Below are 18,519 nucleotides of genomic sequence, written 5' to 3'. Positions count from 1 at the left end.
CGCGCATTTCCGTGCGCGCCGGAGCGTCATCGGGATTGAAAGAGCGCAAGGCTCCTGTCAGGTGGTTCCATGACCAACAGCCTGTTCTCGCTCGTCGCTGCCGAACTGTCCGCGCCGGCCGATCCGCGCGCGGCCGCCATGGCGGGGGCGCTGGCGGCGAAATATCCCGGTGCGGCGCGGGCGGTGCTCTTCTACGGCTCCTGCCTGCGCGAGGCCAATCTCGACGGGCTGATGCTCGATTTCTACCTGATCGTCTCCGATTATGAGGCGGCCTATGGCAAGGGCTGGCTGGCGCGCGCCAACCGCGCGATCCCGCCCAATGTGTTTCCGTTCGAACATGGCGGCCTGATCGCCAAATATGCCGTGCTGTCGGAGGCCGACTTTGCCCGGCTGAACAGCATGAAGGCGGACAATGTCTCGGTCTGGGCGCGCTTTGCCCAGCCATCGCGGCTGCTGTGGTCGGCGGATGATCTGGCGCGGCAGCGCGCGCTGGCGGCGGTGGCGCAGGCCGCGCCCACCCTGCTGTCGCTCGCCCGGCCGATGGTGGACGGGCAGGGGAATGACCCGATCCTGCTGTGGAAGACCGGCTTTACCCTCACCTATAACGCCGAATTGCGGGCGGAGAAGACGGGCCGCTCGCTCTCGATCGTGGATGCCGATCCCGACCGCTATCGCCGTTTCGGCGCGGCGGCGCTGGCCGAGGGGCTGCCGCCGTCACCCGACCATGCGGACAAGGTCTGGCGCGGGCTGCAGCGGCGCGGCAAATATCTGTCGGTGGTGCGCCTCGCCAAGGCGAGCTTCACCTATGCCGGCGGGATCGATTATCTGGCGTGGAAGATCAACCGCCATGCCGGCACCGCAATCGAGATCAAGCCCTGGCAGCGGCGCTGGCCGCTGCTGGGCGCGGTCACTCTGCTGCCGCGGCTGTTCCTGGGTGGTTCGATCCGCTGAGCGCGTTCGACAGCGCAAGGCCCAGGGCATTGAGCGTATAGGGCTTGCGCAGCACTTCATGCCCCCGGAAATCGTCGCTGTCGGTCGCGTCGCCGGTGAAGCCGGTGACGAACAGCACCGGCAGATGGCGCATATGGGCGGGCAGGGTGCGGATCATTTCCGGCCCGGTCATGTCGGGCATCAGCACGTCGCTCATGATCAGGCCGATATCGGCATTGTTGCTGAGCAGCTTGGCCGCCTTGCTGGGATGGTCGCAGGCGATCGGCAGATGGCCGAGTTCGGCTAGCGCCGCCATGGTCTGGTTGAGCACGCGCGGATCATCCTCCACCACCAGGATGCGGGTCGGGGGATGGAGCGTGTGCAGCTGCTCGCTCGCCGGGGCTTCTGCGGCAGCCTCCTGCTCGGTCAGGATGCGGCGCGGCAGGTAGATATGGACGCTGGTGCCGGTGCCCAGTTCGGATTCGATGCGGATTTCGCCCTGGCTCTGGCGCACGAAGCCGAAAATCTGGCTGAGGCCAAGGCCGGTGCCCTTGCCGACCGGCTTGGTGGTGAAGAAGGGCTCGAACACGCGGGCGGCCACCTCGGCCGTCATGCCGCAGCCATTGTCGGTGACGCTGACGGTGACATAGTCGCCGGCCGGGCATTCGCCGATCTGGTTGGCGGCAAGCTGTGCCTGGCCGGTCGAGATGGTCAGCTTGCCCCGGCCCTCCATCGCGTCGCGGGCGTTGACGCACAGGTTGAGGAGGGCGTTTTCCATCTGATGCTGGTCGACGAAGATGCGCCAGCCGCTTGCCTTGTGGGCGAAGCTGACGATGATCTGGTCGCCGATCGTGCGGTCGACCAGATCGGCCATGCCGCGCAGCAGGCTGTCGGGATCGACAGCATTGGGCAGCAGCGGTTCGGAACGGGCAAAGGCGAGCAGGCGGCGGGTCAGCGCGGCGGCGCGGTTGGCGCCCTCCATCGCATTGTCGAGATGATGGCCCGCCTCGGCCGGCTTCAGCCGCAGCTTGCGCTTGGCCAGTTCCAGCCCGCCGACGACGACCGCCAGCATATTGTTGAAGTCATGGGCGATGCCGCCGGTCAACTGGCCGACCGCGTCCATCTTCTGCATCTGGCGCAGATTATCCTCGGCGGCGGCGCGTTCGGCGGATTCGCGCTTCAACTGCTCATAGGCATCCGACAATTCGCTGGTGCGGGCGGAAACGGCCTCTTCCAGCCGGTCGGCGCGTTCCGCCTCCATATCCGCCATGCGGCGCGCGTTGCGCCGTTCGGTATAGGCGGCATTGACCAGCCACAGCGCGAACAGCACGCAGACCAGCAGGGCGAGGCCGACCATGCGCGACGTCTTGCCGACCAGTTCGGTGCGGTCGCCCGCCAGGCTGACGGCCAGGCTGCGTTCGCGCAGCCGCGCATTTTCGGCCTGGATCACCAGGTCGATCAGCGCCGTCAGTCGCTTGATATCCTGCGATCGCCCGGCCTGATGGAATTGCGCCAGCGCGCCCATCTTCTGGTCATAGGTGGTGCGCAGGCCGATTTCGCTCAGCGTCTTGCCGCGCTGTTCGAAGGCGGCCTGGAGCGCGCGGACATTGCCGCGCTGCCAGTCGGACTTGCGGGTGGCATAGGTCAGCGACTTGAGCTGGCTGGCGGCGGTGCGCCACTGGTCCTGGAACAGCCGGCCAGTGTCGGGGTCGAGGCTGATGACATAGCGGGCCAGCGTCACTTCGGCGCGGGCGGTCTTGGCCTCGAAGGCGCGGGCAAGCGCCATGATTTCCCAGCTGCGCTGCTGTTCGGCAAGCGCGCGCTGGTGATCGCGCGAGGCGCTGCTGGCACTGTAGAGCAGGGCGCCGAGCGATCCGATCAGCAATATGCCAAGGACCAGGGGCATGTAGCGCCGCGCCGCGGCGCGCCAGCCCCGGTCCTGTTCATCGATCACTTCGCGTTCCGCCATATACCGTTACACTAACCGAACTATGTTAACCGCGCGAATATGCAGGTTAGATGGTTCCGCTGCTGTAGCAGATTCTATCGCAGGAAATACCCGGTCGATCGTCGGAGTATCGAAAAGCGCGATCAGTTGATCGCGCCGGTGGCCTTGCCGGCGGTCTCGAACATGGCGATGATCTGTTCGACCTGCTCGTCGCTATGTTCGGCGCAGAGCGAGCAGCGCAGCAGGAAGGTGCCGGCCGGGGTTGCCGGCGGGCGCGCCATGTTGACGTAGAGGCCCAGCTCCAGCAGCGTCTGCCACATCGCCACCGCCTGCATCTGGTCGGTCAGGATGACGGCGATGATTGCCGACTGCGGCGTGGCGCTGCCCAGCTTGAAGCCGAGGTCGGTGAGGCCCTGGTGCAGGCGCTGGCTGTTCTTCCACAGATGGGCGCGCTTCTCGCCGGCGTGCATCAGCTTGCGGATGCTGGTCGCGGCGGTAGCGACGACGCTGGGCGGCAGCGAGGCGGTGAAGACATAGGGCCGGCAGACGAGGCGCAATATCTCGAACTTGGGGTGGTTCGATACGCAGAAACCGCCGACGGTGCCGACCGACTTGGAGAAGGTGCCGACCACGAAGTCGATCTCGCCCTCGACGCCCTGTTCCTCATAGGCGCCACGGCCGTTGGGGCCGAAGAAGCCCATGCCATGGGCCTCGTCGCACAGGATCATGCAATTGGGGTGCTTGCGGATGGCGGCGACCATTTCGGGCAGCGGGGCGACGTCGCCCAGCATCGAATAGACGCCTTCCAGCACGACCAGCTTCAGCGCGTCGGCGGGCAGGCGGCCCAGGCGCTTGTCGAGATCCTCGACGCTGTTGTGGCGGAAGCGGACGATCTCCGCATTGCCCATGGCGCAGCCATCATAGATGGAGGCATGGCTGTCGGCGTCGAGCACGACATAGTCGCCCTTGCCCGCCAGGGTGGAGATGATGCCCAGGTTAGCCTGATAGCCGGTCGAAAAGACCATGGCGCCCGACGTGCCGTAGAACTCCTTGAGCGCGTCCTCGACTTCCTTGTGGCCCTGATAGGTGCCGTTGAGGACGCGGCTGCCGGTGGTGCCGGCGCCGAACTCGTCCAGCGCCTTCTTGCCGGCTTCCACCACGTCGGGGTCGAAGGTCATGCCCATATAATTATAGGTGCCGAGCAGGATGGTTTCCTTGCCCTTGATGATCGCGCGGGTGGGCGAGAGCACCTGGTCCATGACGATCGCATAGGGATCGCGCACGCCCGTCGCCAGCAGCGCTTCGCGCTCGTTGATCAGCGGATCGAACTTGGAGAAGAGATCGCGGGTTTCGGTGGCGATGGCGGCGTCGGTCATAATATCAATGATCCCAAACCCGTTCGTCCTGAGCGAAGTCGAAGGACGCTGCTGAGCGAAGGCGAAGCATGGAGCCTCGGCTCCGCTCGGCAATGGGCTTCGACTTCGCTCAGCCCGAACGGTAGTTAAAGTGTCAGGCGGCCTTGAGCTTGGCGACCGCGTCGACCAGCTGGCCCACGGTCTCGATCTCGGCCTGCATGTTCATGGTGATGATGATGTCGAACTCGTCCTCGATGGCGGCGACGAAATCCATCACGGTCAGGCTGTCCCATTCCAGGTCGCCGGCAAAGGTGGTGGCTTCGGACAGTTCGACGCCCTTCTTGTTGAAGGGGGCGATCTGCGCTGCGACGCTGTCGAAAATCTCGCTGCGATCGGTCATTATCTCTTCAATCTTTCCATGAAAGCACGGCTTTTGCCGCCTCACGCCGCTCTTTGGCAAGCGAATAAGGCGTCAATCGGGCAGCATCTGGGGCAAAATGCCTTGTTCGCGGCGCGCCGTGTCGCGCCGCGCTCTGCTATTCCAGCCTCGAACGGGCTGAAGGATCAGCGGAAATTGTCGGCGTAGGCCTGAATTTTCAGCGTCTTGGGCGGGGTCGCGATGACGGTGTAGGCGATCTTCTCGCGCTCGGCATAGGCGACGGCGGCGTCCTGCGAGGAGAAGCTGAGCTTCAGCTGCTGCTTGGTGTCGCCCGAACCGGCCCAGCCGGTCAGCGGATCGGCCTTCTTCGCTTCGGCGGGCGCATATTCCAGCACCCACTTGTGAGTCAGCGCCTTGCCGGACTGGAGGGCGTTCTTCTGGATCTGGTAAATGCGCGCGGTCATCGCGATGAAACTCCGTAAAATCGTCATTGTGCGTTGCACCAGCGGTCGCCGTGAAGTCAAGAGTTCCGGCGCGCGTCCGCATTTTTGGTGCGCAATGTGGCATTGGCGCTCGCCGGATCGTCGGGCCAGGGGTGGCGGGGATAGCGACCACGCATTTCCTTGGCCACGTCGCGCCAGTTGCCGGCCCAGAAGCCGGGCAGGTCGCGCGTCGTCTGGATCGGCCGGCCGGCCGGCGATGTGAGCGAGAGGACCAGCGGGATGCGCTGGTTGCCGACGGTCGGATGCTGCGACAGGCCGAACAGCGCCTGCACCCGCAATTCCACGCGCGGGCCGCCCTCGGCCGCATAGTCGATCGCATGGGTGGAGCCGGCGGGCGAACGGAAATCGGGCGGGGCGAGCCGATCGAGCTGCTGCTTGCCGTCCCAGCCGATCAGCGTTTCGAGCACGCCCGAAAGCTGGGACCGGTCGATGTCGGACAGGCGGCGTTTGCCCGCCAGCAGCGGCGGCAGCCAGTCGTCCAGCGTGTCGATCAGCGCGCTGTCCGACAGCGCCTCGATCCCGGCAAAGTCCGCCCGCATCCGCAGCGATTGTGCGGCTTCCGACCAGGGGAGGAGGGCAAGGCCGCCCTGCCGCACGCCATCGACCAGCGCGACGACCACGGCATCGGGGTCGGGCCGGTCGTCGGAGCCGGAGGACAGGCGCACCGCGCCCAGCCGGCGCTCCCGCAGCGCCTCGATCCCACCATTGGCGGGGCGGAATTTCACCGTGCGATGCTCGGCGATGCGCTCACCGAACAAAGCGATCACGTCTGCCTCGCCGATCGGGGCGGCGGACAGGATGCGCGCACCCGCGGCGCTGCCCTGCACCTCGCCCACCGCCAGCCAGGCTTCGCTGGCCAGCGGCGAGAGCGGGTCGAGCCGGAAGCCGCGCCCGCCCACGCTGGCCCAGTCGGCACCGTCGGCCGAGCGGCGCTTGGCGACGCGATCGGGAAAGGCAAGGGCCAGGCAGAGGCCGACATCGTGCAGTCCGCCCTCTGCGGGCGGGCGGCCGTCGACCAGGCGCGCCCAGCGCTTGGCGAGGCCGCGCCCGGCTTCGGCCCGCTTGCCGCCCTCGCGCCGCCAGCGCTGGAGCCGCAGGGTGAGGTCGGTATCCTGTCCGCCCAGGCCGCGTTCGCCGAGCAGGACCGCGATCTCGGCGGCTGTGCGGGCGAGGCCGCGTTCGCCGGCACGCACCAGCATATGGGCGATGCGCGGCGCCAGCGGCAGCGTCGCGAGTGCCTTGCCATGGGCCGTGATGCGGCCGTCGGCGTCGAGCGCCTCCAGGGCGGTCAGTCGCTTGCGCGCCTCGGCCACGGCGGCGGCGGGCGGCGCGTCGAGCCAGCGCAGGCTGGCCGGATCGCTCACGCCCCACAGCGCGCAGTCGAGCAGCAGGCTGGACAGGTCGCTTTCCAATATTTCGGGCGGGTCGAAGGGCGGCATGCCCGCGGTCGCCGCGGCCTCCCACAGGCGATAGGCGACGCCCGGCCGCTGGCGCGCGGCGCGGCCGGCGCGCTGGGTCGCCGACGCCTGGCTGGCGCGTTCGGTGACGAGGCGGGTGACGCCAGCGGCGCGGTCATAGCGTGGGCGCCGGGCCAGGCCGGAGTCGACGACGATACGCACGCCGTCGATGGTCAGGCTGGTCTCGGCGATCGAGGTGGCGAGGATCACCTTGCGCCGCCCCTCGCGCGAGGGGCGGATGGCGGCGCGCTGGGCGCCCGGTTCCAGACTGCCGTGCAACATGTGGACCTCGAACGCGCCACCCTCGATCCGTTCGGCGGTGCGCTCGATTTCCCGGACGCCGGGCAGGAAGGCGAGCAGGTCGCCCTCAGCCTCCTCCTCCAGCGCGCGACGGATGGCGGCGGCCATCTCATCCTCGATCCGCTTTTCGGCATGGCGGCCGATATTGCGCAACGCCAGCGGCTGGATCTTGCCCTCGCTCTCGATCACCGGCGCGCCATCGAGCAAGGTGGAGAAGCGCGCGCCGTCGAGCGTCGCCGACATCGGCAGGATACGCAGGTCCGGTCGCAGCGCCGCCTGTGCGTCGAGTGCCAGCGCCAGGCCGAAATCGCTGTCCAGGCTGCGCTCATGCACTTCGTCGAACAGCACCGCCGACACGCCGGCCAGTTCGGGATCATCCTGGATGCGGCGGACGAAAATGCCCTCGGTCAGCACCAGCAGCCGCGTCTTCGCGCTGACCTTGCTGTCCATCCGCGTCGCATAGCCGACCGTGCCGCCGGGCTGTTCGCCCAGCATTTCGGCAATCCGCTCGGCCGCTGCCCGCGCGGCAAGGCGGCGCGGCGACAGCAGCAGCACCTGCCCCTCGCACCAGGGCTGGTCGAGCAGCGCCGGCGCCACCGCCGTCGTCTTGCCCGCGCCCGGCGGCGCCACCAGCACGGCATTGCCGCCGCGCGCCAGGGCGGCGAGCAGGTCGGGCAATACGGCATGGATCGGCAAAGCAGGGGCGGTCATGATCCGCCCCCTCTCGCGCCAATCAGGCCAGAGCGCAAGGCATGCAGGGGAAGGAAGGGGAATGGGGTGGCTTACGGCCATCCCACCAACGTCATGCTGAACTTGTTTCAGCATCCATCAAGCCTAACAAGCCATTGGTCTATTGGGAGGAATGGACCCTGAAACAAGTTCAGGGTGACGATGATGGGATGGGCGGTTCTTGGTCGAAACCGGCGGTCTCTTTCCTACTCGCCTTGTCTCTGATCTACCTTGGGCGATGCATGTTGAACCGTCTCTTCTGCCTTGCGCGCATAACGGGCGCATCGCCGTCGCTTCGTTGTCGCGTCGCGGGACGACCGGCTCAGCCGAACAGGTAGATGTGGATCGGGTTCTTGGGATCGAGCAGCATCTTGGCCGTCAGTGCCAGCGACATGATGATGAGCAGCGGCTTGATCAGCTTCGATCCGAACCGCATGGCAAGGTGCGATCCGATCTGGCCGCCGGTGATCGATCCGACCGCCATGGCGAGGCCCGCGATCCAGATGACATGGCCGCCCGCCACCATGGTCAGCAATCCCGCGACATTGGAGGCGAAATTGGCGGCCTTGGTCTGGGCGGTGGCGCGCAGCAGTGACAGGCCGCCCAGCGCGATGAAGATGGTGGTGTAGAAGGCGCCGGCGCCCGGCCCGAAAAAGCCGTCATAGAAGCCGACCACGCCGATCATGCCGGACAGGCCCCATAGGCCGACGCGGGCATGGCGATCGGCATCGCTGAGCTTGGGCGAGAAGGTGAAATAGGCCGCCATCGCGATCAGCAGCGCGGGCATCAGCCCGGCCAGGATCGATGGGTCGACCCGTTGCAGCAGCCAGGCGCCGCCGATCGACCCGATGAAGGCGGCGATAACCGGCCCCTTGTAGGTCGCAAGGTCCATATGGCCGCGCCGGGCATAGGCGACGCAGGCGCCGAAGGTGCCCAGGCAGCTTTGCAGCTTGTTGGTGGCGACCGCCGGCACCGGCGGCACGCCGGCGGCGAGCAGCGCGGGCAGGGCGATGAGGCCGCCGCCGCCCGCCATCGCGTCGATGCAACCAGCCATGAAGGCCGCGGCCATGAGGAAGGCGATGGTTTCGGGGGAGAGGATCACGCGCGCAACAGCCCTAAATTTCCGCAGCCCAAAAGGATGCGAAAGGACTTCGCGGTCAGGCCGGGACGATGATGGGAGGAGCGAGCGAGGCCGCCCGTCTCCTCAACTTATGGTTTGCCGCATTTTCCGAGTCAGCGGACGTGCCGTCCGCTTCGAAAATGCTTCAATACGCCCGTGCTATCGCGAATTCGACCGCTTCGGTAAGGGCCGCTTTCGCCTTGCCGGCATCGAACATGCCCAGTGCGTCGATCGCGCGCTGGCCATAATGGCGGGCGCGGGCCAGCGTGTCGGCAATCGCGCCGGTCTGGCGCAGCAGCTGCGTCGCATGGGCCAGATCCTCGTCGCTGATGCGATGGCCCGAGATGGCGGCCTTCCAGAAGGCCTTGTCCTCGTCCGACCCGCGCGCATAGGCCAGGATCACCGGCAGGGTGACCTTGCCGTCGCGGAAATCGTCGCCGGCATCCTTGCCCATGGTGGCGCCGTCCGATTCATAGTCGATCGCGTCGTCGATCAGCTGGAAGGCGATGCCAAGGTTGCGGCCATAGACGTCGAGCGCATGCTCCTCCGCCTCGCTGCGGTCGGCGACCACGGCGGAAATGCGGCAGGCGGCGGCGAACAAAGCGGCGGTCTTGGCGCCGATGATGTCCAGATATTGTTCTTCGCTGGTGTCGATCTTGCGCTGGGCGGTCAGCTGGTTGACCTCGCCCTCGGCGATGATCGCCGATGCGCCCGACAGAATCTTCAGCACCTTGAGCGACTCGGCCTCGACCATCAGCTCGAACGAGCGCGAGAAGAGGAAGTCGCCGACCAGCACGGAGGCGCTGTTGCCCCAGATGATGTTGGCGGTCTTGCGGCCACGGCGCAGGCCCGATCCGTCGACGACATCGTCATGCAGCAGCGTGGCGGTGTGGATGAACTCGACCGATGCGGCCAGCTTGTAATGGCGCGATCCGGCATAGCCGACCAGGTCGGCGCAGGCGAGCGTCAGCATCGGCCGCAGCCGCTTGCCGCCGCCGGCGATCAGATGGCCGGCCAGTTCCGGGATCAGCGGGATGCGCGACTGCATCCGGTCCAGGATCACGCTGTTCACCTGGTTCATGCCATCGGCGACGAGCGCCATGATGGGAGCGAGCGAAGGGGCGCTGGTGCGGCCGATCGGGTGGACGTTGCCGGGGGAGGATGCAGTCATGACAAGCGTCCTCTGGCGGGGCAAAAAGCAGATGGCAAGCGGGAATAGCTTGCCTGCGCGGCGCAATGGCGCAAAAAGCGCGCCGGACGATTGATTGACGCATCGCAGTAACGGAAAAGCCACGCCCTTTCCCGCCGCGATGCCGCTGTGGAGAATGCCAGGTGGACGAGACTTTGAAGCGCTATCGCGAGAGCATCGACAATATCGACGCGGCGCTCGTCTTCATGCTGGCGGAGCGGTTCAAGGTCACCCAGGCGGTCGGCGAGTATAAGGCGACCCACGACCTGCCGCCGGCCGATCCGGGCCGGGAGGAACGCCAGATTTCGCGCCTGCGCCAGCTCGCGCTCGACGCCAATCTCGATCCCGACTTCACCGAGAAATTCCTGCGCTTCATCATCGACGAGGTGATCCGCCATCATGAGCGGCTGCGCGAGGGCTGATTTTAAAAAAAATGCGCGAAAGAGCGCATTTTTGAGGCGGTTCCAGCCCGCTCCCCCACCCGGCCACCCAACGGCAGTATCTTGAGGGTGGCCGGGTGAGGGAGCGGGCCGGTGCGGCAGAATGTGCGGCAGCACATTCTCCAGACAACGCTCTAACCCGCTGGATAATTTTCATGGCCCGCATTGGGCCAGTGGAAATGCGTGTAGGTCAGCATGGTCGAGAAGCTTTCCGACCGGACCTGATGCCACCAGCCGATCGGGATGAAGAGCAGGTCGCCCGGCGTCAGGCGCACTTCGTAGCGCAGCACGTCGCGGGCGCGCGGGTATTGATCCAGCCGCGCCGGATCGGTCAGGTCGCCGACATCGCTGAAGACATGGCGGTTATGCGCCAGCCGATGGGTTTGCGACGGCGGCACCAGGATGACATGCTTGGTGCCGGTCACCTGCGCCAGCAGATTGTTGGTGAGGTCGAAATGGAGCGGGGTGAACGCGCCCGCGCCGCCTATCCAGAGCATGCCGGGCGTCGGCGCCAGATAGGTGTCGGGATGGCCAAGGTCGGCCTGCAGCGGCGCGAGGGCCGGGCCGTTCGCTGCGCTGTTATAGGCGGTCAGATAGGCATCATTGCCGCCGTCGCGCACCAGGTCGATGAACTGGCGAAAGGGCGCGCGGCGCTTGTGCCGGTCCTTGGCCAGCTCATAGTCGGCGGCCTGTGCCCGGCCGCCCTGATATTCGATTTCCGCCGCGCCAACGGCATCGGCCAGATAGTCCGGCGTCCATTTTGCGCGGGCGGGCCAGCCTTCCATCGCCCTCTTGATCAGGACCGGGCGGCCGGGCGCATAGAAATTATGCAGGAAGTCCTCGCCCGACAGGGCGTCGGCGGTCAGCAGGCCGGAGGCATAGGGGGACAGGGCGCGCTGCTGTTCCATGACGTTCAACAACCAGTCGCGCCGCTTGAGCGCGAGCGCGCTGTCGTCGCGCGGCGCTGGCGCGGGCTTGGGCGGCACATGGGGCATGGCATTGGCGGACGGCGCGCCAAAGCCGACCTGGCGCAGGGTCATCTGCATCTGCATGTCCGCTGCCTGCGACAGGATCGAGGGAAGCGGCGGGGTGCGGCCGGATTTGCTCATGACCCGCCCTAGCGCGCGATCATGACCGCCATGTTGCAGGATGTGACGAACCTGTGACGGCGCGGTGGCGGTTCAGGCCGGCTCCACCACCTCGGTCCGTTTCGGCTGCGACCGGCCGAGCAGCACGCCGCCCAGCGCCAGTGCGAAGCCGGCGATCTGCACCGGGCCGAGCTTCTCGCCGAACAGCAGCCAGGCCTCGACCGCGGCGAGCGGCGGCACCAGCAGCAGCAGCATCGACATGCGCGTCGGTCCCTGGGTGCGCACCAGCCAGACCAGCAGCGACAGGCCGGCCGCCGACAGGCCCAGCACCGACCAGCTGAGGCCGATCCACAGCATCGGGCTATTGTCCCAGCGCCATTCGCCCACGATCAGGGTGGCGGCGATCGCCACCAGTGCGCCGCCGGCATTCTGCACCGCGCCCGACACCCAGATCGGATCGCCGCCGATCGTGCCGCGCTGGATCAGCGTGCCGCCGGTCATCGCCAGCACCGCGACGATGCCGGCAACGGCGGGGATCAGGGTGATCGCGCCCGCACCTGATTTGGCGATCGCCGGCATCAGCACGCAGCCGACGCCCAGGATGGCAATGGCAAGGCCGCTCCAGGCGCGCGCGGGCAAGCGCTCGCCCAGGATCGCGACGCTGGCGACCGCGACCATCAGCGGCTGGGTCGCGCCCAGCAGCGACATGATGCCGGCCGGCATGCCATGGCTGACCGCCCACCAGCTGAGCGTCAGGTAAAGGCCATGCAGCATTGCGCCTGCCGCCAGATGCAGCCCCAATTGCCGGCCGCGCGGCCAGGGCTGGCGGCCATGCAGTGCCAGCGCGCCCAGCAGCAGCGCCGTCAGGCACAGGCGCGCGGCCAGGATCAGCTCGGGCGCGCCATGGGGCACCATCGCGCGGGCGACGATGAAACCGGTGGACCAGATCAGGACGAACAACAGGGATGCGATAATGCCGAACATGGCGCAGCCCATGGCCGATGCGCGCGCCCCTGTCGACCCGGCCAAGGGGCGAAGGGATCAGAAGCTGCCGATCGTCGATCCGATCAGGATGACGGCGACCAGTGCTGCAAGCGAGCTGACGATGCCGGCCATGGCGATATCCAGATAGGATTCGCGGTGGGTAACGCCGCTCAGCGCCAGCAGCGTCACGATCGCGCCATTATGCGGCAATATGTCGAGCGTGCCGGACCCGATCACCGCCACACGGTGCATGATGGCGGGGTCGGTGCCGGTTCGCGCGGCGATGTCCATATAGGTCGGCCCCAGCGCCTCCAGCGCGATGGTGAGCCCGCCCGATGCCGATCCGGTGAGCGCGGCGAGCAGGTTGGTCGCCACCGCCAGCGACACCAGCGGCCCGCCGCCCATGCCCAGCACCCAGTCGCGGATCATGTGGAAGGCGGGCAGCGCGGCGATCACCGCGCCGAAGCCGACCAGGCTCGCCACGCTGATGATTGGCAGCACGGCGGCGTTGGCGCCCGAATCGATGCTGTCGCGCAGGCTGACGAGGCGGCCCCGGTTGCACAGGATGATGGCGAGCGTCGCGATCATCAGCGCGGCCGTCACCGACCATATGCCCGCAACCGCGCCCAGGCTGGTGCTGCCCCACAGCGGCTCCGCCAGGAAGGGCGCGTCCCAGGTCGGGAACAGCCAGAGCGAGAGGATGAGGTTGCAGCCGATCATCACCCCGATCGGCAGGAAGGCGATGGCGAGCGAGGGGCGGTCGTCGGTGGGCGCGCCCTTGTCCATCTCTGCGGGGTCGAAGGTGGAGGCCGTCGTCGTATGCTCGCGCATGCGCGCGCTGTCGACCGGCGCGGCGGGGGAGAGGCTCGGGTCATAGCCCTCCAGCCGGGCGGCGGCGGCCGTCTGTGCTCGCAGCAGCCAGCCCAGGCCCACCGCCAGCATGATGACCGCGGCGATCAGGCCCAGGCCCGGCGCCGCATAGATGGAGGTGCCGAAGAAGGGCATGGGAATGACATTCTGGATCGCCGGCGTGCCGGGCAGGGCGGTCATGGTGAAGGTCGATGTGCCCAGGATGATGGTCGCCGGCACCAGCCGCCGGGGGATATCGCCGGCGCGGAACAGCGCCTGCGCCATCGGCACCAGCACGAAGAAGGCAACGAACAGGCTGACCCCGCCATAGGTCAGGATCGCGCCGGCCAGCACCACCGCCATGATCGCGCGGCCGGACCCCAGCCAGCCGATCATGGCATCGGCAATGGTGCGCACTGATCCGCTGTCGTTCATCAGCTTGGCGAAGATCGCGCCGAGCAGGAACAGCGGGAAGAATTGGGCCAGGAAGCCGGCGGCGGCGACCATGAATATCTGGGTCCAGCTCGCCAGCATCGGATAGCCCGAAAAGCTGGCGGCGATCATCGCCAGCGCCGGGGCGAGGAACAGCACGCTCCAGCCGCGATAGGCCATGGCGATCAGCGCGCCGAGCGCGACCAATATGCCGAGGAAGCTCAATGCCTCAGACATGGGCGAGCAGCGCGTCGATATCGAGCGTCGATTCCCGGCCGATCGCCTGGCCATGATCCTTCAGGAAATCGTCCGCCGCCTTGCGCCCGATCTTCTTGAGCTTCCACAGGAAAGCCCATTCGGCGTTCAGCTTGGACGAATGGCCGAATTGCAGCATGTCGGCGCTGGCGATGCGGTGGATACGCATCTTCGCCCATTTCTCGCCCTCGCCATGGCCGGGATCGGCGACCTGGCGCAGCAGCGCCATCATCCGGATTTCCTGCAACAGCACGGCGTTGAAGGAAATCTCGTTCAACCGGCTGGCAATGTCGCGCGCGGCGTAGAGGTCGGTGGCGCGCTCGACCGGGTTCACCTGGATCAGGATGGTATCGTCGGAATCGCAATCGCGCACCAGCGGCGTCAGCGTCGGATTGCCCGAATAGCCGCCGTCCCAATAGGCCTCGCCATCGATTTCGACCGCGTGGAACATGGTGGGCAGGCAGGCGGAGGCGAGCAGCACGTCGGGGGTGATCTCGGCATTGCGGAACACGCGGGCCTGGCCGGTGCGCACGCTGGTCGCGGTGATGAACAGGCGGATCGGGCTGGCGGCGAGATGGTCGAAATCGACGCATTCGTTGAGGATGTCGGTCAGCGGATTGAAGCCGCCCGGATTGAGATCATAGGGCGAGCAGAGCCGCGCCATCAGGTCCATGCCGACATAGAGCGGCGAATAATCGAGCGTCCAGCGGCCGAGCGCTATGTCGAGCGGGCTGCGGCGGAACGGACTGAACATCGCCCCGTCCGACACCTTGCTCCAGAAACGGGTGAGGGCGCGGCGGGCACCCGGCGCGCCACCATGGGCATAGCCGCTGGCCAGCACGGCCGCGTTCATCGCCCCGGCCGACGTGCCCGATATGCCGTCGATCCGCAACCAGGGTTCCTCCAGCAGGCGGTCGAGCACGCCCCAGGTGAAGGCGCCATGGGCGCCGCCACCCTGCAGGGCCAGGTCGATCAGGCGGCTTTGCGGTGCGGCAGTCGGATCGGGCATCGGGCACCTCGCGCTTGGCGGGCATGGCCCGCTGTCGGAGCTTGTTGCGACGCAGCATGGGACCATTGCGGCCCGCCAATGTCAACGCCTTGCGCGTTGCACAAACCTCATTCCCGACCCGCGCGGATCGCTGCGCCGCCCGCGATCGGCGTGATCGCGACCAGCAGCAGCGAGGCGGCGCCGAGGAATTTGAACGCGGCGCCGCTGCCGTCGCCCAGCGTGCCTGCGCCAAAGATCAGCAACGGCACCGCCAGCGGCAGGGCGAGCAGGCCCGCCAGAGCCCCCGACGAGCGCAGCCCGGCGGTCAGGGTCGCCACCAGCAGGCCAAGCGCGGCCAGCGCGGGCGTACCGATCAGCAGCCCGGCCTCCAGCGTCAGGATCGTGGCGCCGTCCAGCTTCAGCAGCGCGGCGGCGGGCAGGGCGGCGATCATCAACGGCGGGCCGAAACCCAGCCAATGGGCGATCAGCCGGGCGATCACCACCATCTCCTCGCTGATGCCGCGCAGCGCGATCTGGTCCAGGATGCCGGCGTCGCGATCGGGCGCGACCAGCCGGTCGACCGGCAGCAGGCTGGCGAGCAGCGCCGCGATCCACAACATGCCGCCACCGGTGCGGGCGAGCAGGGCGGCATCGGGGCCGACCGCAAAGGGATAGAGGCTGGCGACCAGCAGCAGGAAGGCGACCGGCAGCCACAGCCCGGCCGAGCGCCAGGCCTGTCCCAGGTCACGGCCGACGAGCAGGGCGATCAGTCGCATGATGCCTCCTGCGCCGGGTCCGGCACATGGGCGGCCATCTCGATCCGCACCGGATCGGTCAGCGGCAATGGTTGGTGCGAGGCGGCGACGACGATGCCGCCGGCCGCCAGATGGTCCGCCACCGCCGCGCCAAGCAGCGCGACCGACGCATCGTCCAGGCCATTGGCCGGTTCGTCGAGCAGCCAGATATCCGCGCCGCTGGCGATCACGCGGGCGAGCATGGCGCGCTTGCGCTGGCCGGTGGACAGCATGCGCACCGGCACGTCGCGCAAGGGGGCGAGCGCCATGGCGTGGAGCGCGCGGTCGAGCGCGGCCGCATCCACTCGGTCGAGCCGTGCCCAGAAGCCGAGTGCGCGGTGGAGCGGCAATTCCATGTCGAGCGCCAGTCGCTCGTCGGCCAGCGCGACGCTGCCCTGGCGGTCGATCGTCCCGGCATAAATGGGCAGCAGTCCGGCGCACTGGCGCAGCAGGCTCGACTTGCCGATGCCGTTGGCGCCGTGCAGCAAGGCGCTGCCGCCAGCCGCCAGCACCAGGTCGACGCCGGCAAAGAGCAGGCGTCCGCCGCGCAGACAGGCCAGGCCCGACAGGCGCAGCGCCGCGCCGCTCATGGGGCGACCATATCCTCCAGCACATGCATGTCGATGTCCGACAGGCCGAAATGATGGCCGATCTCATGCACCACGACATGGGTGATGAGCGCTTCGAGCGGCACGCCGGTTTCGACCCATTCGTCGAGCAGCGGGCGGCGGAAAAGATGCACGGTCGGCGGCAGGTCGCCGGTCTGCGCCTCCTGCCCGAAGGGACGGCCGCTATAGAGGCCGGTCAGGCCGAACGGATCGTCAATCTCCATCTCCTTCAATATGTCGGCGTCGGCGAAATCCTCGACCAGCATCACGACATTGGAGAGATAGGAACGGAAGGGCTCGGGCAGGCGGCTCAGGGCCTCCAGCGCGAGTGTCTCGATTTCCTGTGGGGTAGGGGCGAAGCGGAACGATTGACCAGTGTCAGGCATGGCTGTCACATAGGCGAAAGAAATAACGCAGGATAGAGAAATGCTTGCCAGACTGAACGAAACGGAACGGGCGATCGCGCTGGCGGATTTGCCCGAATGGACGGCGGTCGCCGAACCGGACGGGATCGCGCGCAGCTTCACCTTTCCCGACTTCGTCGCCGCCTTCGGCTTCATGACGCGGGTCGCGCTGCTGGCGGAAAAGGCCGACCATCATCCCGAATGGTCGAACGTCTATAACCGGGTCGAAATCACGCTCACCACCCATGATGCCGGCGGCCTGTCGCAACGAGACATCGATCTGGCGAAGGGGATAGAGGCGCTGCTGCGCTGACGCTTGACGCGGCATCGCCCGGCCGATAATCGCCCCGGCAACATCAAGAGTCGGGCCAACGTCCGACACCAACCTGCTCCCCGAGCAAGGTGGTGCCTTTCGAAAGAGGGGGATGTGGCCGGACCGGCAATCCAACGGGACATGCAGCCACGACGACGTTGATCCGATGCTTGGTCACACACCAGCAGACGGAAGCATGACGTGCCCATTTCCACACAGCAATTTGCCAGCGACAATTATGCCGGGGCCTGCCCCGAGGCGCTCGACGCGATGCTCGCGGCGAACAGCGGATCGGCGACGGCCTATGGCGAGGATGAATGGACGCAGCGCGCGGCGGACAATTTCCGGACCCTGTTCGGCGGCGATGCGGAGGTCTTCTTCGTCTTCAACGGCACCGCCGCCAATTCGCTGGCGCTCGCGGCACTGTGCCAGTCCTATCATAGCGTCATCTGTTCGGCGGCCGCCCATGTCGAGACCGACGAATGCGGCGCGCCCGAATTCTTTTCCAACGGGTCGAAGCTGCTGGCCGCGCCCTCGGTCGATGGCAAGCTGACGCCCGACGCGATCCGGCAACTGGCGACCAGCCGCTCCGACATCCATTTCCCCAAGCCGCGCGTCGTCACCATCACCCAGCCGACCGAGACCGGTCTTGTCTACACGGTCGAGGAAGTGCGCGCGATTTCTGCCGTGTGCCGCGAACTGGGGCTGAAACTGCACATGGACGGCGCGCGCTTCGCCCATGCCTGCGCCAGCCTGGGGTGCGAGCCGGCGGAGATCAGCTGGAAGGCGGGCGTCGACGTGCTCTGCTTTGGCGGCACCAAGAATGGCATGGCCGTGGGCGAGGCGGTGCTCTTCTTCGACCGCGCGCTGGCGCAGGATTTCGACTATCGCTGCAAGCAGGCGGGGCAGCTGGCGTCGAAGATGCGCTTCCTGTCGGCGCCCTGGATCGGCCTGCTGGAAAGCGGCGCCTGGCTGCGCAACGCCCGCCACGGCAATGATTGCGCGCGCCGGCTGGCGGCGGCGATCGCCGACCTGCCCGATGTCAGCCCGATCTTCCCGGTGGAGGCCAATGCGCTGTTCCTGTCGGCCCCCGTGCCGGTGCTGGACGCGCTGCGCGCGCGTGGCTGGCGCTTCTACACCTTCATTGGTGGCGGCGCGCGATTCATGTTCGCTTGGGATGCGCAGGTGGAGCGGGTCGATGAACTGGCCCGCGACATCAGGGAAGCCTGCCTGGCGGTCGCCGCCTGACCACAAGCTGATCCGAATAGGCGCAAGGCCATGGGTGGGCTGGCGCCGGTGCGCATCCGTCCATGTGCTTGTTGTGATATCGAAATGTCATCATGCGGCGGGGTCGGATAGCGGGATGATCCGTTGAGGATGCTCCAAAGCGGATGATCTTGCCTGGTCCAGCCAATTGAAAAGAGGCACTGATCCGGGCCTTCATCGCGCCGCCG

18 protein-coding genes and 1 riboswitch are annotated in these 18,519 nt (G+C 67.2%); of the genes, 4 read left to right on the top strand and 14 right to left on the bottom strand.

All coding sequences use genetic code 11. The annotated features are described in order from the left end of the window. Nucleotides 1–69 precede the first annotated feature (69 nt). On the top strand, nt 70–951 hold the full coding sequence (locus tag U0025_RS13585; protein WP_004207940.1) for a hypothetical protein: 882 nt from the start codon (nt 70–72) through the stop codon (nt 949–951). Here U0025_RS13585 and U0025_RS13580 read toward each other — a convergent pair. The 7 genes from U0025_RS13580 to U0025_RS13550 all read right to left on the bottom strand — a co-directional run bounded on the left by U0025_RS13580 (nt 908) and on the right by U0025_RS13550 (nt 9,892). Then, nucleotides 908–2,899, bottom strand: coding sequence for an ATP-binding protein (locus tag U0025_RS13580; RefSeq protein WP_004207939.1), 1,992 nt, complete (start codon nt 2,897–2,899; stop codon nt 908–910). The two genes, U0025_RS13585 and U0025_RS13580, sit on opposite strands and share 44 nt — an antisense overlap. Nucleotides 2,900–3,021: 122 nt before the next feature. Then, the gene (gene spt, locus U0025_RS13575; protein ID WP_004207938.1) at nt 3,022–4,254 is read right to left on the bottom strand and encodes a serine palmitoyltransferase; all 1,233 of its coding nucleotides are present in this window, start codon (nt 4,252–4,254) and stop codon (nt 3,022–3,024) included. A gap of 133 nt (nt 4,255–4,387) precedes the next feature. Further along, on the bottom strand, nt 4,388–4,633 hold the full coding sequence (locus U0025_RS13570) for an acyl carrier protein (protein ID WP_004207937.1): 246 nt from the start codon (nt 4,631–4,633) through the stop codon (nt 4,388–4,390). Nucleotides 4,634–4,797: 164 nt separating this feature from the next. Then, nucleotides 4,798–5,076 carry an ETC complex I subunit gene (locus U0025_RS13565; RefSeq protein WP_004207936.1) on the bottom strand — a complete coding sequence of 93 codons (279 nt, stop codon included), beginning with the start codon at nt 5,074–5,076 and terminating at the stop codon, nt 4,798–4,800. Between the two features lie 56 nt (nt 5,077–5,132). Then, nucleotides 5,133–7,583 (bottom strand): ATP-dependent helicase HrpB, encoded by a 2,451-nt coding sequence (gene hrpB, locus U0025_RS13560; protein WP_004207935.1) that lies wholly within the window; start codon nt 7,581–7,583, stop codon nt 5,133–5,135. A 340-nt stretch (nt 7,584–7,923) separates the two neighbouring features. Continuing rightward, nucleotides 7,924–8,703 (bottom strand): TSUP family transporter, encoded by a 780-nt coding sequence (locus tag U0025_RS13555; RefSeq protein WP_004207934.1) that lies wholly within the window; start codon nt 8,701–8,703, stop codon nt 7,924–7,926. 163 nt (nt 8,704–8,866) lie between these two features. Further along, nucleotides 8,867–9,892 (bottom strand): polyprenyl synthetase family protein, encoded by a 1,026-nt coding sequence (locus U0025_RS13550; RefSeq protein ID WP_004207933.1) that lies wholly within the window; start codon nt 9,890–9,892, stop codon nt 8,867–8,869. A 161-nt stretch (nt 9,893–10,053) separates the two neighbouring features. Here U0025_RS13550 and U0025_RS13545 point away from each other — a divergent pair, with 161 nt between their 5' ends. Then, on the top strand, nt 10,054–10,332 hold the full coding sequence (locus U0025_RS13545; protein ID WP_004207932.1) for a chorismate mutase: 279 nt from the start codon (nt 10,054–10,056) through the stop codon (nt 10,330–10,332). Between the two features lie 152 nt (nt 10,333–10,484). Here U0025_RS13545 and U0025_RS13540 read toward each other — a convergent pair whose 3' ends face one another. The 7 genes from U0025_RS13540 to U0025_RS13510 form a co-directional block, all read right to left on the bottom strand. Beyond that, nucleotides 10,485–11,459 carry a cupin-like domain-containing protein gene (locus tag U0025_RS13540; protein ID WP_004207931.1) on the bottom strand — a complete coding sequence of 325 codons (975 nt, stop codon included), beginning with the start codon at nt 11,457–11,459 and terminating at the stop codon, nt 10,485–10,487. A 72-nt stretch (nt 11,460–11,531) separates the two neighbouring features. Then, on the bottom strand, nt 11,532–12,434 hold the full coding sequence (locus tag U0025_RS13535; protein WP_004207930.1) for a DMT family transporter: 903 nt from the start codon (nt 12,432–12,434) through the stop codon (nt 11,532–11,534). A 45-nt stretch (nt 12,435–12,479) separates the two neighbouring features. After that, nucleotides 12,480–13,940, bottom strand: coding sequence for a GntP family permease (locus U0025_RS13530; protein ID WP_004207929.1), 1,461 nt, complete (start codon nt 13,938–13,940; stop codon nt 12,480–12,482). Beyond that, on the bottom strand, nt 13,933–14,967 hold the full coding sequence (locus U0025_RS13525) for a patatin-like phospholipase family protein (protein ID WP_004207927.1): 1,035 nt from the start codon (nt 14,965–14,967) through the stop codon (nt 13,933–13,935). The genes U0025_RS13530 and U0025_RS13525 overlap by 8 nt, the downstream gene beginning before the upstream one ends. 107 nt (nt 14,968–15,074) lie before the next feature. Next, nucleotides 15,075–15,722 (bottom strand): heme exporter protein CcmB, encoded by a 648-nt coding sequence (locus U0025_RS13520; RefSeq protein WP_004207926.1) that lies wholly within the window; start codon nt 15,720–15,722, stop codon nt 15,075–15,077. Continuing rightward, the gene (gene ccmA / locus U0025_RS13515; protein ID WP_004207925.1) at nt 15,713–16,330 is read right to left on the bottom strand and encodes a heme ABC exporter ATP-binding protein CcmA; all 618 of its coding nucleotides are present in this window, start codon (nt 16,328–16,330) and stop codon (nt 15,713–15,715) included. The genes U0025_RS13520 and ccmA overlap by 10 nt, the downstream gene beginning before the upstream one ends. After that, nucleotides 16,327–16,734, bottom strand: a complete 408-nt coding sequence (locus U0025_RS13510; protein ID WP_004207924.1) for a metallopeptidase family protein — start codon at nt 16,732–16,734, stop codon at nt 16,327–16,329. The genes ccmA and U0025_RS13510 overlap by 4 nt, the downstream gene beginning before the upstream one ends. A gap of 40 nt (nt 16,735–16,774) precedes the next feature. Between U0025_RS13510 and U0025_RS13505 the strand changes: the two genes are divergently transcribed. Both U0025_RS13505 and U0025_RS13500 read left to right on the top strand, forming a co-directional pair. Further along, entirely contained in the window at nt 16,775–17,065 is a 291-nt protein-coding gene (locus U0025_RS13505) for a 4a-hydroxytetrahydrobiopterin dehydratase (protein ID WP_004207923.1), read from the top strand. Nucleotides 17,066–17,100: 35 nt separating this feature from the next. After that, a riboswitch (SAM-I-IV-variant riboswitch) is annotated at nt 17,101–17,209 on the top strand. A 57-nt stretch (nt 17,210–17,266) separates the two neighbouring features. Next, nucleotides 17,267–18,313, top strand: a complete 1,047-nt coding sequence (locus tag U0025_RS13500) for a threonine aldolase family protein (protein WP_004207922.1) — start codon at nt 17,267–17,269, stop codon at nt 18,311–18,313. Nucleotides 18,314–18,519 lie beyond the last annotated feature (206 nt).

Origin of the sequence: Sphingobium yanoikuyae, from assembly GCF_034424525.1 — a bacterium.
Taxonomy (GTDB): domain Bacteria; phylum Pseudomonadota; class Alphaproteobacteria; order Sphingomonadales; family Sphingomonadaceae; genus Sphingobium; species Sphingobium yanoikuyae.
This window is presented reverse-complemented; position numbering and strand designations above follow the sequence as displayed.

Excerpts from the sequence above, each read along its gene's own strand:
- U0025_RS13585 (WP_004207940.1), top strand. The coding sequence starts at position 70 with ATGACCAACAGCCTGTTCTCGCTCGTCGCTGCCGAACTGTCCGCGCCG.
- U0025_RS13520 (WP_004207926.1), bottom strand. The coding sequence starts at position 15,722 with ATGCGACTGATCGCCCTGCTCGTCGGCCGTGACCTGGGACAGGCCTGG.
- U0025_RS13550 (WP_004207933.1), bottom strand. The coding sequence starts at position 9,892 with ATGACTGCATCCTCCCCCGGCAACGTCCACCCGATCGGCCGCACCAGC.
- U0025_RS13535 (WP_004207930.1), bottom strand. The coding sequence starts at position 12,434 with ATGGGCTGCGCCATGTTCGGCATTATCGCATCCCTGTTGTTCGTCCTG.
- U0025_RS13570 (WP_004207937.1), bottom strand. The coding sequence starts at position 4,633 with ATGACCGATCGCAGCGAGATTTTCGACAGCGTCGCAGCGCAGATCGCC.
- U0025_RS13580 (WP_004207939.1), bottom strand. The coding sequence starts at position 2,899 with ATGGCGGAACGCGAAGTGATCGATGAACAGGACCGGGGCTGGCGCGCC.
- U0025_RS13540 (WP_004207931.1), bottom strand. The coding sequence starts at position 11,459 with ATGAGCAAATCCGGCCGCACCCCGCCGCTTCCCTCGATCCTGTCGCAG.
- U0025_RS13530 (WP_004207929.1), bottom strand. The coding sequence starts at position 13,940 with ATGTCTGAGGCATTGAGCTTCCTCGGCATATTGGTCGCGCTCGGCGCG.
- ccmA (WP_004207925.1), bottom strand. The coding sequence starts at position 16,330 with ATGAGCGGCGCGGCGCTGCGCCTGTCGGGCCTGGCCTGTCTGCGCGGC.
- U0025_RS13525 (WP_004207927.1), bottom strand. The coding sequence starts at position 14,967 with ATGCCCGATCCGACTGCCGCACCGCAAAGCCGCCTGATCGACCTGGCC.
- spt (WP_004207938.1), bottom strand. The coding sequence starts at position 4,254 with ATGACCGACGCCGCCATCGCCACCGAAACCCGCGATCTCTTCTCCAAG.
- U0025_RS13505 (WP_004207923.1), top strand. The coding sequence starts at position 16,775 with ATGCTTGCCAGACTGAACGAAACGGAACGGGCGATCGCGCTGGCGGAT.
- U0025_RS13510 (WP_004207924.1), bottom strand. The coding sequence starts at position 16,734 with ATGCCTGACACTGGTCAATCGTTCCGCTTCGCCCCTACCCCACAGGAA.
- U0025_RS13565 (WP_004207936.1), bottom strand. The coding sequence starts at position 5,076 with ATGACCGCGCGCATTTACCAGATCCAGAAGAACGCCCTCCAGTCCGGC.
- hrpB (WP_004207935.1), bottom strand. The coding sequence starts at position 7,583 with ATGACCGCCCCTGCTTTGCCGATCCATGCCGTATTGCCCGACCTGCTC.